We start from the raw sequence: 12,258 nt of genomic DNA, 5'->3' as shown, positions 1-12,258 counted from the left end.
CCGATTTGCCAAAGCCGGGACTGGCGCTTGCCATATGGGTCGCTACGTTGGGCGCCGCCATGCCCGTTTCCACCGAGCCCGCCGCCCGCCCCATCGTCATCGCGCATCGCGGCGCGAGCGGGGAGCGGCCCGAACATACGCTTGCCTCCTATACGCGCGCGATCGAGCTGGGTGCGGACTATATCGAGCCCGATCTGGTAATGACGCGCGACGGCGTGCTCGTCGCGCGGCACGAGAACGAGATTTCGGGCACGACCGATGTTGCCGACCGCCCCAAATTCAAGGCGCGAAAGACCGTAAAGACAATCGACGGCGAGCGGGTGACCGGCTGGTTCACCGAGGATTTCACGCTTGCCGAACTCAAGACGCTACGCGCGCGGGAACGGCTGCCGCAGTTGCGCCCGCAGAACACTGCTTATGATGGACAGTTCGAAATTCCGACCTTTCAGGAGATCATCGACCTCGTCCGCACGCGGGAGGCAGTGACGGGGCGGAGGATCGGCATCTATCCGGAGACCAAGCATCCCGGCTATTTTCAGGGGCTGGGACTGGCGATGGAGGCGCCGCTGGTCGCGATGCTGGAGAGCAACGGTTATCGTACCGCCGACGACCCGGTGTTCATCCAGTCGTTCGAGGCCGCTAACCTGCGCGTGCTGCGCGGGCTGACGAAGCTGCGGCTGATCCAGTTGCTCGGGAGCGAGCCGCAATTCGCCGCGATGGCGACGGCGGAGGGGCTGAAAGCGGTGGCGGCCTATGCCGATGGCGTGGGCGCGGCCAAGGCGCTGATCGTGCCCGTGTCAAAGCTCGGCCGGCGCGGGACGCCGACGCGCTTCGTGGCGGACGCGCACGCCGCGGGGCTCAAGGTCCATGCCTGGACCTTTCGCGCCGAGAATTACTTCCTGCCAGCCGACATGCGCAGAGGGATCAATCCGCGCGCGCATGGCGATCTGGCCGCGGAAATCCGGTTGTTCGTGGACCTCGGCGTCGACGGCCTGTTCAGCGATAATCCGGGCGAGGCGCTGGCCGCGCTCGAGTGAGCAGCGCGGTCGCCTTCCACAGCGCGACCATCATCGCCGCGCCGACCACGCCGTCGCTTGCGTAATGCCATCCGAAATGGATCGATCCGATCCAGATGGCGATGGCAAAGCCCGTCATCACCCAGCCGAGCCAGCGGCGGATCTGAAAGCCGCCGATCGCGAACAGCGCGGCCATCGCGACGTGCATCGAGGGCATCGCCGAGATGCCGCCCACCGCCTCCAGCCGCGGATTGAGGAAGGTGGAGAGAAGTTGCGGCTGATAGCCGAGCGTGTGGATCGTGACCCCCGCCGCCTCGGCGCTGCGCCCCAGTTCTGCAAGCCGCTGGTTGAGCAGCGCGAAATTGGCATCGGGGCCAACCAGTGCATTGTAGTAGCACGGGCCCGCCGATCCGAGGATCCACGCCGCGACGCTGCCGATGAGGATCCAGGACGCCAGCCAGCAACTGACGAGCCGCAGGCGGATCTCGTAGCTTTTGGCCAGCGCGATCGCGATCGCCGGGAAACAATACATCAGGATGAACCAGCACTGCGTGTAAAAGATGTCGAGCAGCTTGGCGGCCTGCCAGCCGCCGATCAGGCTGTGCGTGACCATCCACGGATCGCGGCCGAGGAACAGCCAGCGATCGAAAGCCGCGAGCGCGGGATCGAGCGGAAAGCCGCGCGGGGGCATTACGAACTGCTTGAACATCAGGAACGAGGTGATCGTCGTCCCCGTGACGAGTGCGGCAACGCCGAGCCAGGGCGCATAGTCGAAAGGTTCGACGTCGACCGGACCACGTTTCAGGCGGAAACGGTGGCTGGTGAAGCCGATGCAGAGTGCAGCACCTGCCGACAGCAGAATATAGAAGGCGAGGAAGAGGAAGAAATCCGCATAGCCCGCGGGTGTAAGGATGAGCAGAAGGATGCCAGCAGCGCCGATCAGGCCCAGCAGCCGCCCCATGCTCCGGCGCTGATGCGCCGGCACATCGAGGACCATGCGCGCGATGTTCAGCCTCGCCCTTGCCCCATTCCGCCCTGCCAATGACTTGCCTTCGTTCGACCCGGCGCAGCCCTACCGCGCGGTGCCCAACGCGATTTAGCAAAGGCTGGCGCGCGGGCAAGGGCGGATATGGTCGCCCGCCGTCATGCGGCCCCACTCCATCGCGGTAAGGATGGTGCCGAGTGCGATATTGACCGATGTGCCGGCGGTCTGGCGGATATGGGATTGAGCGGCTAAAGAGGCGGCCATGTCCACGACCTATACACTCGACACCTCCACCAGCCGCGCGCATCCGACTCCTGCGCCGATGAAGCGCATGACCGTGCCGCAGATCCAGGCGCGCAAGGGCAAGGATCCGATCGTCATGCTCACCGCCTATACGGCGCGCATGGCGCAACTTCTCGACCGGCACTGCGACATGCTGCTGGTGGGCGACAGCCTGGGGCAGGTGATCTATGGCCTGCCCTCGACCTTGCCCGTGACGCTCGAGATGATGATCGCACATGGCGCGGCGGTCGTGCGCGGCAGCTATCATTCGGTGGTCGTGGTCGACATGCCCTTTGGCAGCTATGAGGCGAGCCCCGAGGACGCTTTTCGCGCAGCATCGCGCGTGCTCGCCGAAACGGGTGCGGCCGCGGTCAAGCTCGAGGGCGGCGAGGCGATGGCGCCCACCGTCGATTTCCTGTCGTCGCGCGGAATTCCGGTGGTCGGCCATATCGGCCTGACCCCGCAGGCGGTGAACGCGCTGGGCGGCTATGGTGCGCGCGGCCGCACCAATGCCGAACACGCCAAGATCATCGCGGATGCACGCGCGATCGCCGATGCGGGCGCTTTCTCGATGGTGGTCGAAGGCGTGCTCGAGCCGCTCGCGCAGGCGGTGACCGCCGAGGTGTCGTGCCCGGTGATCGGAATCGGTGCGTCGGCGAAGTGCGACGGCCAGGTGCTCGTGATCGACGATATGCTCGGCATGTTCGAGCGCACGGCGCGCTTCGTGAAGCGCTATGACGATCTGGCGACGCGGATCGAGGACGCGGCGACACGCTATTCTGAGGAAGTGCGCGCGCGCACATTTCCGGGCGTGGAGCAGACCTATCAGCCGAAAGATTGAGACGCTTTCGTTTCTGAGCCCGCGCGAAGGCCCGTTGACGCATGATTGGCGGAAAACCGTTTTCACTTTTCCGATCATGCTCTAGGGTCCGCGCCAATTTGCATATCCGGAGAATAAAAGTTGGCATCGACGCCCCCGACCAATGAAGCATTCCTGCGCGAAGTGGATGAAGAGCTGCGCCGCGACCAGGTTGCGCGCGCGGCCAGGCGCTGGGGCAAGGCCGCGATCGTCGCGGTCGTCATCGCGCTTGCCGCCTTTGGCGGCTGGCTGTGGTGGAGCCATGAGCAGACCAAGAAGGCCGAAGCCGAGGGCGAGGCGCTGGTCCAGATCCTCGACGACCTCGAGGCGGGCCGCCAGCAAGGCGTCGAGGCGCGGCTGAAACCGCTGATCGAAAGCAAGAATGACGGCTATCGCACCACCGCCAGGCTGACGCTCGCCAGCATGAAGCTGCAGGCGGGCGACACCAAGGCCGCAGTCGCGGGTTACAAGGCTGTTGCCGAGGACCAGAGCGTCGCCAAGCCGTTTCGCGATCTTGCGCTGGTTCGTCAGACCGCCGCCGAATATGACAGCCTGAAGCCGCAGGACGTGGTCGCACGCCTGAAGCCGCTGGCGGTCGAAGGCGGGCCGTGGTTCGGCAGCGCCGGCGAGATGGCCGCTGTCGCCTATCTCAACATGAACAAGCCCGACCTCGCCGGCCCGCTTTTCGCCGCAATTGCGAAGGATGAAAGCGTTCCGGAATCGATCCGTTCACGCGCGGTCCAGATGGCGGGCGTATTGGGGGTTGATGCGGTCGTTGAGCCGCGTGGGGAAAAGAAGGAATGACCTTGGTGAGGAATGGAGTTCTGGTTGCGGCTGCCGCAATCCTGCTTGGCGGCTGCAGCATCCTCGGGGGCGGCGGCGACAACAAGCCCAAGACACCAACCGTGGGCAAGCGCGTTCCGGTGCTGACCGCCGAGACCAGCGTCGAGGTTGATCCTGCGCTCGCTGAAGTCGCGGTTGTCCTGCCCGCCGCCGCGGCCAACGCCGAATGGACCCAGCCGGGGGGCAGTGCCTCCAAGTCGATGGGGCATCTGGCGCTGGGCGCATCGCTTTCGCCCGCCTGGACCGCAAACATGGCGGGCAGCAGCAAATATGAGCGCCTCGCATCCGCGCCCGTCGTCGCCGAGGGCCGTGTCTATGCGGTCGACAGCCGTGCGAAACTGCACGCCTATGACGCGCAGTCGGGCGCGGAAGTGTGGACCGTCCAGATCGGCGACGCAAAGGATGTCGCTGGCGGCCGGAGCTGGTGGACGGGCGAGCTGACGGGCGATGTCGGGCTGCTCTTCGGCGGCGGCGTGAGCTATGACGGCGGCACGCTCTATGCCACCAACGGCATCGGCGACGTCGCGGCATTCAACGCCCAGACCGGAGCACAGCTCTGGAAAAAGCGTCCTGGCGGCCCGCTGCGCGGCGCGCCGGGCGTTGGAAACGGCAATGTCTATGTGATGAGCCAGGACAACCAGATCTTCGCGATGCGCATGAGCGACGGCAATCTGGAATGGACGCGTTCGGGCACGCTCGAGACCGCGGGCGTCTTTGGCGTCGCCAGCCCTGCGGTGGCGCAGGGCACGGTCGTCGCGGGCTATTCGTCGGGCGAGCTCAGCGCCTATCGCTACGAGAACGGTCAGGAAGTGTGGCAGGATGCGCTTGCACGCACGAGCATCTCGACACAGGTCGGCATCCTGAGCGACATCGACGCCGATCCCGTGATCGATCAGGGCCGCGTCTTCGCGGTCGGGCAGGGCGGCCGCATGGTATCGCTCGAGCTGGTGACCGGCCAGCGCCTCTGGGAAATCAACGTCGCGGGTATCGCTACCCCCTGGGTATCGGGCGAATGGGTGTTCGTGGTGACCGACGAGGCAAAGCTGCTCTGCCTGTCGCGCGTCAGCGGCAAGGTGCGCTGGATGACGCAACTCGCGCGCTACGAGAACGAGAAAAAGAAGACGGGACCGATTAGCTGGCAGGGGCCCGTGCTCGCGGGCGACCGGCTGGTGCTGGTGAACAATCAGGGCGTCCTCGCCGAGGTTTCGCCCACCGACGGCGCGATCGGGAACCAGCGTGAGCTGAAGGCGGCGGTCGATCTGCCCCCCGTGGTCGCCAACAACACGCTCTACATTCTCGATGACAGTGGCCGGCTGACCGCCTTCCGCTGAAGCGAGCCCGCGCCGATCCGGGCGCAGGCATCGCGACAATTTGGTTGAATCGAGAGGACGATCCGCCCCATCTGGGGTGGGTCGTCCTCGATTGCTTATGGAGAAGGCCAGATGGCCAGGAGATTGCCCGTTGTCGCCATTGTCGGGCGACCCAATGTGGGCAAATCGACATTGTTCAACCGGCTCGTCGGTAAGAAGCTCGCGCTGGTCGACGACCTGCCCGGCGTGACACGCGACCGGCGAGAGGGCGAGGCCAATCTTCTTGGCCTTGATTTCCGCCTGTTCGATACGGCGGGCTTCGAGGACGAGGATCCGCAGAGCCTTCCCGGCAGGATGCGCGTGCAGACCGAAGCCGCGGTTGCCGAGGCCGATGTCGCGCTGTTCCTGATCGACGCGCGCGCGGGGATCGTCCCGCTCGACGCCGAGATCGCACGGTGGCTGCGCGGGAGCACCACGCCGGTCATCCTCGTCGCCAACAAGGCCGAGGGGCGCGCGGGTGAGGCGGGTATTCTCGAATCGCTTGAGCTCGGATTCGGAGATCCCGTGCAGATTTCCGCCGAGCATGGCGAAGGCGTCGCCGATCTCTTCGAAGCGCTCCTCCCGCATATCGACCGCGGGGACGACGGCGATGACGATGACGACGACGCGGACGAGGATGGTCCGCTCAAGCTCGCGATCGTCGGGCGGCCCAATGCGGGCAAATCGACGCTCGTGAACAAGATCCTCGGCGAAGACCGGATGATCACGGGTCCCGAGGCGGGGATCACGCGCGACTCGATCGCGATCGATCTCGCCTGGCCGCATGAGGGTGGTGCGCGCCCGCTGCGGCTGATCGACACCGCCGGGCTCCGCAAAAAGGCCAAGGTGCAGGACAAGCTGGAGAAGCTCTCGGCCGCCGATGCCCTCCATGCGGTCGATTTTGCGGAGGTGGTCGTGTTGCTCCTCGATGCCACGCGCGGGCTCGAGGTACAGGATCTGCGAATCGCCGACCGCGTGCTCGAGGAAGGCCGCGCGCTCGTCATCGCGATCAACAAATGGGATGTCGCAGAGGATCCCTCCAGCCTGTTTCAGGGAATACGCAAGGCACTCGACGAGGGACTGGCGCAGGTGAAGGGCGTGCCGCTGATCGCGGTTTCCGCGGCGACGGGCAAGGGCATCGACCAGATGGTCGACGTCGCCTTCGAGACGCGAGAGGCGTGGTCCAAGCGTGTTTCGACGGGACAGCTCAACCGCTGGTTCGAGCGCGCGATCGAAGCCAATCCGCCGCCGGCGCCCGGCGGAAAGCGCATCAAGCTGCGCTATGTGACGCAGGCCAAGACGCGCCCGCCGGGCTTCGTGCTGTTCGGAACGCGCGTCGACCAGTTGCCCGAAAGCTATCGCCGCTATCTGGTCAACGGAATCCGCCGCGAGCTGGGCTTTGGTGCGGTGCCCGTGCGGCTGACGCTGAGGGCGCCAAAGAATCCCTATGGGAAGTGAGGGACTCCGCTTCGAGTACCCCGGCGAAAGCCGGGGTCCAGGGTGGCAGATCACGGTGCTCGTGACTCCTGGACCCCGGCTTTCGCCGGGGTACTCCGAGGTAATCGCATGACCCCGCTCGTCGATGCGCGCGGGATGCGCTGCCCCTGGCCGGTGCTGAGACTCGCGCGTGCGGCGCGTGAGGCGGGTGCGGGCGCGACGATCCGCATCGTCGCCGACGATCCGATCGCGGCTGGAGAGATTGCGGCGCTCGCCGAGGAGCGCGGCTGGGCGGTCGCGCCCGTCGCGACCGGGATCGGCTCCGGTTTCGAAATCGAAACCTGACGCGTCAACGCTCTGTTTACCGCCCTCGGGCTATTCTGCCGATCGGGAACAAGCGTTTCAGATTACTGGAGGATCGGGTTTCGTGACCCAGATGGATCAGACTCTCGTCGATTGGCCGGCCTTTCTTGCTGCGCGGCAAGAACTTGGCGCGGATTTCATCCGGATTCTCGGTTATTTCCGGGAAGACGGCACCAAATCGGTCGCCGCGATCGAGGAGGCCATGCGCGCCAAGAACGCGACCGCGCTGATTCTGCCTGCGCATACGCTGAAGGGCGAATCGCACCAGTTCGGCGCCGAGCCGCTGTCGGTGCTCGCCGAGCAGATCGAGGCGGTTGCGCGCCGCTGCGTCGAGACCCACGAAGCCCCCGACGAGGTGCTCCAGCAGGTCGTCCAGCTCCGCCCGACCTTCGAGGCGACGCTCGCGCTGCTCGAACGCGAATGCAATCCGCTCGTGGAGCGCCGCGCGGCATTCGGCAAGAAGCCCGTGGTCAACAACCAGGGCTTCGGGCGAATTTAGAGCGTTCGCTTCCTTGCGGTCGCAATCCATGTGTGACAGGCGCGAGCGCACCGCTGAGTGCCCCGGCGCAGGCCGGGGTCCAGTGGCACATAGGCGCGGAACCGAGTCACTCTGGACCCCGGCCTGCGCCGGGGTACATAGAGGGACACAGGCCAGCCACGCTCAGAGCGGCTTTTCGTAGATCACATATTCGCGGTTGATGGTGCTTTCGATCGTTTCGGCGATCGCGCGCATGCCTTGGTTGTCGTCGAGGATCCAGCCAATCTCGCCGCGCGTGGCGCCGTAGTTCTTGATGGCCTCGCGCCGGATATATTCGATCATCATGAAGGCGAGCTGGCTGGCGAGTCGTGAGGACTGGAGCTTCTTGACCACGCCCATCAGCGGGACGCGCATCGTCCTGACCTTCGGTTTGCGCAGCCACCAGAGCAGCTTCGCCCAGCCAAAGGGAAGGAGTGATCCGCCCATCGATTTGAGCGGCTCATTGAGATCGGGGAGCACGATCATGAAAGCGACGGGCTCGCCCTCGACCTCGGCGACCATGATCAGGTCCTCGAAGACGATGGGCTTCAGCTTCTTGCCGACATAGGCAATCTCGTCGTCGGTCAGTGGCACGAAGCCCCAGTTGTCCGACCAGGCATCGTTGAGGATGCCGAGGATCAGCGCGGCTTCCCGGTCAAAGTGACTTTTGTCGACCTTGCGGATGACGATGCGGCTGTTGCGCTCGCCCGACTGGACGATGCGTTGCACCAGCGGCGGAAAACCTTCGGTGATATCGACGTCGTAAGTGAGGAGCGACTTGGCGGCAGCATAACCGGCATGCTCGACCCAGTCGCGATAGGCGGGGCTGTTGTGCCCCATCATCACCGTCGGCGGATGATCGAAGCCGCGGACGAGCAGGCCGGGCTCGTCCCAGATCGACAGGCTCAAGGGGCCGAGCGAACGGTGCATGCCCTTTTCGCGCAGCCACTGCTCGGCGCGCCCGATCAGCGCCTGAAAGACGGCTTCGTCCTCAGCCTCCATCATCCCCCAGTTGCCGGTGCCCGGGCCCATGCCCTGCGCCGCAGGCTGGGTGAGCGCGAGATGGTCGATATGCGCCGAGATGCGTCCGACCACGCGGCCATCGCGCTCGGCGAGGAAGAGCTGCGCCTCGCCATGGCCGAACCAGGGGTTCTTGGCGGGCGTGATCAGGCCGTGAACCTCCGCCTTGAGCGGGGCCACCCAATTGGGATCGCTGGCATTGAGCCGGTAAGCGAGGTCCACAAACGCCTTGCGATCGGCCGCGGTTTCGACGGGCCGGATGGTGATGTCGGTCATTTTATGTTGGTTCCCCGCATGTCGGGCGCGGTTTTACCCCGGCGCAAGCCGGGGTCCAGAGGCTTTCGCAAAAAGCTGGGCCCCCGGCTTACGCCGGGGCGCGCCAAGTCAGCCCTTCATCTTCGCGCGAAGCCGTTCGACCGGGTGACCGGTGGCGACGCCGCCCGAGAGATCGGCGACATAGGGATAGGTCTCGGCAACCTCGGGCGTGTAGCCGAGATTGAACACGGTCGGGCTCTTGCTGCGCTCCGAAACGCGGTCGTAGAGCGTGCCGAACAGCCGGTCCCAGAAATAGTTGGTGATGCCGAAATTGCCCGTTTCGTCATGGAAGTGATGCGCCATGTGGCGCTGCTTCATCATGAGGATGAGCTTGTTCTTGGGCTTGTACGCCAGATGCTGGATGCAGTGGCAGAATTCGTAGAAGCAGGTGGTGAGCAGCCCAGTCGCGGTCGCGATCGCGGCGCCGCCGAAGCCGCCGATGAGATAGCCGAGCGGCGCGGTCGCGATGACGATCGTCGGCAGCGTCGTGTGAAGCGCGCCGAACAGAATCTCGAGATGATTGGGGTCCTGGTGATGGTCGTAATGGATCCGCTTCCACGTGCCCGCGAGCCATTTGTGCTTCCACATCCACTTGCTGTGGAGCACCCACCGGTGCAGCGAATACCAGGCGAGCGGATAGATCAGCACCGCAATGCCGATCGAGGCCGCGGTCTGGAGGAGCGGCGCGGGGCGCCATGTCCAAAGCCCGATGCCGACGACGGCGAGCAGCAGATAGGCGATGATCGCCGGATATTGGAAATAGGCGACGACGAGTTCTTTCAGCGTCATCCGGTCGAGATGATGCGATTTGTTCCAGAAGCCGGTCTGCGCCGTTTCAGCGGTTTTCACGTGCGTACCCTCGATTCACTGGTCGTCGGCCCGGTCTCTCAGACGCAGGCCAAGCAATATAATGGTCTGCTCTGCCGGGGCAATACGGCACAAATGGGGCCAAGACCGGGCGCTATTCCTCGGTCCGGATGAGCACCGTCTCGCCGATCAGGAAGAACAGCAGGAATGGGCCCCAGGCCGCTAGCCAGGGCGGATAGGCGCCGAGATTGCCCATGGCGAGCCCGAAATTGTCCGCGACGAAATACGCGAAGCCAAGCGCCATGCCGATCACCGCACGCAGGAAAAGCTGGCCCGAGCGCGCAAGGCCGAAGGCGGCGACCGCGCCCAATAGCGGCATTAGCACCGAGGAGAGGGGACCCGCGATCTTGTGCCATAAATTGGCTTCCAGCGCGCGCGTCGGTCGGCCCGCATCGTTGAGATCGGCGATTGCGTCCTTGAGCCCCATGAAGGACAGGCCGTCGGGATCGACCTGCGCCAGCGTGAACTGGTCGGGGCGGATGCTCTCGCCGACGGTGATCGTGCCCATCGGCTCGGTCACCCCCGTCGCGACATTGAAGCGCGTGGCATCCGCAAGCGTCCAGCCTTGTCCCGAAAAGTTCGCCGATGGCGCTTCGATGATCTGGAGCAGGCTGTCTGCTTCGCGGTCATAGATCGTGACCTTGTCGAGCCGTGTATTCGCGCCGCGTCCGCGCACTTCGGCGGCGTGGACGAGATTGTTGCCGTCGCGCACCCAGACATTGGTCTGCAGCGCCTTGTCCTTGGGCAGCGGACCGAAATCGGCCTTTTCCCAGCGGTCGAGCGTGTCGGAAGCGCGTGCGACGATGCGTTCGTTGAAGGCGAAGGAGACGCCCGCGACGAGCAGACTGGCGAGGATCAGCGGCGCCAGCACCTGATGCGCCGAAAGCCCCGATGCCTTCATCGAGACCACCTCGCTGTTCTGATTGAGCGTGATCAGCGTGATGAGCGTGCCGAGCAGCACCGAAAAGGGCAGGAACCGCGCGATGATCTGTGGCGTGCGCAACGTCACATAGGTCCACAGTTCAGGGTTGCCGTTGCCGGGATAGGCCAGAATCTTGTCCGATTCGCCAAGCAGGTCGAGCGCCTGCAGGACGAGCACCAGCGCGGCCAGCACCGCGAAGCTGCGGACCAGAAACATCCGGCCCATGTAAATGGACATGGTGCGCGACGGGAAAAACTGGGTCTGCATTTAGGCGCTTGCCTCCAGCTTGCGCCGCCCGAAGCGGAACCATTTCTTGACGATCTTGCCGAGGCCCGAAAAGGCGCGTTCCAGCGCGCCGATGGGCTGGCCGCCGGGCACGGTGGCGAGGGTGTGGTACATCCACATGATCAGTGCGGCGAAGAGCAGAAATGGCCCCCATAGCGCGATGATCGGATCGACCCGGCCGAGCGCGCCCAGCCCTTCGCCATATTCATTGATCTTGTGATAGGTCACGACCATCACGATCGACAGGAACACGCCCAGCGCCGAAGATGATCGCTTTGGGGGGACGGCGAGCGCGACCGCGAGCAGCGGCAGCAACAGCATCATCGCGACCTCGACCATGCGGAAATGGAAATTGGCGCGCGTTTCGTTGCGCAGCGTGTCGGGCGTCCGGGCGTCGCGGTTGACGCGCACGAGCTCGGGGATGGTCAGTTCGCGATCGGCGCCGCCGCGGCCGCGGAACGCCTCGATCTTGGGGAGGTCGATCGGCAGGTCGTGGCTCGAAAAGCTGAGCACGCGCGGCGTCTTGAAATTGGGCGCGTCGTGAATCAGCACGCCGTTTGTAAGCCGCAATATGATCGTGTCGGGATCGTCGGTAGCGAGGAACTGACCCGATTTGGCGGTGGCCGAAACCGACTGCTGGTTGCGGCTTTCGGCGCGCACGAAGATGCCCGAAAGCTCGCGCCCCTGGTTGCGGCTCTGTTCGATTCTCAGCGTGATGCGGCTGCCCAGCCGGGTGAATTCGCCGACCTTGATCGATGCGCCGAGCGCGCCCGACCGCAGCTCGAAGCGCAGCCCCTCATAGGCATAGCGCGCATAGGGCTGGACGAAGCCGACGATGGCGAGGTTCACCAGCGCGAGCGCGATCGCGAACATATAGGGCACGCGCAGCAGCCTACCGTAGCTCATCCCCACCGCGCGGAACACGTCGAGCTCGGACGAGGTGGCGAGCTTGCGGAAGGCGAGCAGAATCCCGAGCATCAGTCCGATCGGGATGCCGAGCGAGAGATATTCGGGGATGAGGTTGGCGAGCATCCGCCACACGACGCTGACCGGTCCGCCCTCCGACGCGACGAAGTCGAACAGCCGGAGCATCTTGTCGAGTACCAGCAGCATCGCGGCGATCACGAGCGTCCCGAAGAGGGGCAAGGCGATCAACCTGGCGAGATAACGGTCGGTGGACGTGAGCATTTTCAGAATT

General features: G+C 64.9%; 13 protein-coding genes. 7 read left to right on the top strand and 6 right to left on the bottom strand.

Annotated elements, in window-relative coordinates; all coding sequences use genetic code 11:
- Positions 1 to 59 precede the first annotated feature (59 nt).
- The gene (locus D3876_RS19425) at positions 60 to 1,037 is read left to right on the top strand and encodes a glycerophosphodiester phosphodiesterase (protein WP_119765313.1); all 978 of its coding nucleotides are present in this window, start codon (positions 60 to 62) and stop codon (positions 1,035 to 1,037) included.
- Here the strand turns inward: D3876_RS19425 and D3876_RS19420 are convergent.
- On the bottom strand, positions 997 to 2,013 hold the full coding sequence (locus D3876_RS19420) for a phosphatase PAP2 family protein (protein WP_119765311.1): 1,017 nt from the start codon (positions 2,011 to 2,013) through the stop codon (positions 997 to 999). The genes D3876_RS19425 and D3876_RS19420 overlap by 41 nt on opposite strands.
- Before the next feature lie 99 nt (positions 2,014 to 2,112).
- A complete protein-coding gene (locus tag D3876_RS20555; RefSeq protein WP_182912078.1) occupies positions 2,113 to 2,265 on the bottom strand; it encodes a hypothetical protein in 153 nt (50 codons plus the stop codon).
- Here D3876_RS20555 and panB point away from each other — a divergent pair.
- From panB to D3876_RS19390, 6 genes are all read left to right on the top strand, one after another.
- Entirely contained in the window at positions 2,264 to 3,124 is an 861-nt protein-coding gene (panB, locus tag D3876_RS19415) for a 3-methyl-2-oxobutanoate hydroxymethyltransferase (RefSeq protein WP_119765309.1), read from the top strand. The genes D3876_RS20555 and panB overlap by 2 nt on opposite strands.
- 120 nt (positions 3,125 to 3,244) lie before the next feature.
- Positions 3,245 to 3,946, top strand: a complete 702-nt coding sequence (locus tag D3876_RS19410; RefSeq protein WP_119765307.1) for a tetratricopeptide repeat protein — start codon at positions 3,245 to 3,247, stop codon at positions 3,944 to 3,946.
- Entirely contained in the window at positions 3,943 to 5,316 is a 1,374-nt protein-coding gene (locus tag D3876_RS19405) for an outer membrane protein assembly factor BamB family protein (protein WP_119765305.1), read from the top strand. Before D3876_RS19410 ends, D3876_RS19405 begins: the two co-directional genes overlap by 4 nt.
- Positions 5,317 to 5,427: 111 nt before the next feature.
- Entirely contained in the window at positions 5,428 to 6,792 is a 1,365-nt protein-coding gene (gene der, locus D3876_RS19400) for a ribosome biogenesis GTPase Der (protein ID WP_119765303.1), read from the top strand.
- A gap of 108 nt (positions 6,793 to 6,900) precedes the next feature.
- The gene (locus D3876_RS19395; protein WP_119765301.1) at positions 6,901 to 7,116 is read left to right on the top strand and encodes a sulfurtransferase TusA family protein; all 216 of its coding nucleotides are present in this window, start codon (positions 6,901 to 6,903) and stop codon (positions 7,114 to 7,116) included.
- Between the two features lie 91 nt (positions 7,117 to 7,207).
- Positions 7,208 to 7,633 carry an Hpt domain-containing protein gene (locus tag D3876_RS19390; protein WP_119765299.1) on the top strand — a complete coding sequence of 142 codons (426 nt, stop codon included), beginning with the start codon at positions 7,208 to 7,210 and terminating at the stop codon, positions 7,631 to 7,633.
- A 162-nt stretch (positions 7,634 to 7,795) separates the two neighbouring features.
- Here D3876_RS19390 and D3876_RS19385 read toward each other — a convergent pair whose 3' ends face one another.
- From D3876_RS19385 to lptF, 4 genes are all read right to left on the bottom strand, one after another.
- Positions 7,796 to 8,947, bottom strand: coding sequence for a GNAT family N-acetyltransferase (locus D3876_RS19385; RefSeq protein WP_119765297.1), 1,152 nt, complete (start codon positions 8,945 to 8,947; stop codon positions 7,796 to 7,798).
- Between the two features lie 108 nt (positions 8,948 to 9,055).
- The gene (locus D3876_RS19380; protein WP_420801986.1) at positions 9,056 to 9,850 is read right to left on the bottom strand and encodes a sterol desaturase family protein; all 795 of its coding nucleotides are present in this window, start codon (positions 9,848 to 9,850) and stop codon (positions 9,056 to 9,058) included.
- Between the two features lie 97 nt (positions 9,851 to 9,947).
- The gene (lptG, locus tag D3876_RS19375; RefSeq protein ID WP_119765295.1) at positions 9,948 to 11,042 is read right to left on the bottom strand and encodes an LPS export ABC transporter permease LptG; all 1,095 of its coding nucleotides are present in this window, start codon (positions 11,040 to 11,042) and stop codon (positions 9,948 to 9,950) included.
- On the bottom strand, positions 11,043 to 12,248 hold the full coding sequence (lptF, locus tag D3876_RS19370) for an LPS export ABC transporter permease LptF (protein WP_119765293.1): 1,206 nt from the start codon (positions 12,246 to 12,248) through the stop codon (positions 11,043 to 11,045).
- Positions 12,249 to 12,258: the final 10 nt, after the last annotated feature.

The sequence above is a fragment of the Sphingomonas cavernae genome (genome assembly GCF_003590775.1).
Classification (GTDB): domain Bacteria; phylum Pseudomonadota; class Alphaproteobacteria; order Sphingomonadales; family Sphingomonadaceae; genus Sphingobium_A; species Sphingobium_A cavernae.
Note: the sequence above shows the minus strand (reverse complement) of the source record. Positions and strands in the feature narration are given on the sequence as shown.

Coding starts and splice junctions, on each gene's coding strand:
- D3876_RS19395 (WP_119765301.1), top strand. CDS start 6,901: ATGACCCCGCTCGTCGATGCGCGCGGGATGCGCTGCCCCTGGCCGGTG.
- D3876_RS19405 (WP_119765305.1), top strand. CDS start 3,943: ATGACCTTGGTGAGGAATGGAGTTCTGGTTGCGGCTGCCGCAATCCTG.
- lptG (WP_119765295.1), bottom strand. CDS start 11,042: ATGCAGACCCAGTTTTTCCCGTCGCGCACCATGTCCATTTACATGGGC.
- panB (WP_119765309.1), top strand. CDS start 2,264: ATGTCCACGACCTATACACTCGACACCTCCACCAGCCGCGCGCATCCG.
- D3876_RS19390 (WP_119765299.1), top strand. CDS start 7,208: ATGGATCAGACTCTCGTCGATTGGCCGGCCTTTCTTGCTGCGCGGCAA.
- der (WP_119765303.1), top strand. CDS start 5,428: ATGGCCAGGAGATTGCCCGTTGTCGCCATTGTCGGGCGACCCAATGTG.
- D3876_RS19385 (WP_119765297.1), bottom strand. CDS start 8,947: ATGACCGACATCACCATCCGGCCCGTCGAAACCGCGGCCGATCGCAAG.
- D3876_RS19420 (WP_119765311.1), bottom strand. CDS start 2,013: ATGGTCCTCGATGTGCCGGCGCATCAGCGCCGGAGCATGGGGCGGCTG.
- D3876_RS19425 (WP_119765313.1), top strand. CDS start 60: ATGCCCGTTTCCACCGAGCCCGCCGCCCGCCCCATCGTCATCGCGCAT.
- lptF (WP_119765293.1), bottom strand. CDS start 12,248: ATGCTCACGTCCACCGACCGTTATCTCGCCAGGTTGATCGCCTTGCCC.
- D3876_RS20555 (WP_182912078.1), bottom strand. CDS start 2,265: ATGGCCGCCTCTTTAGCCGCTCAATCCCATATCCGCCAGACCGCCGGC.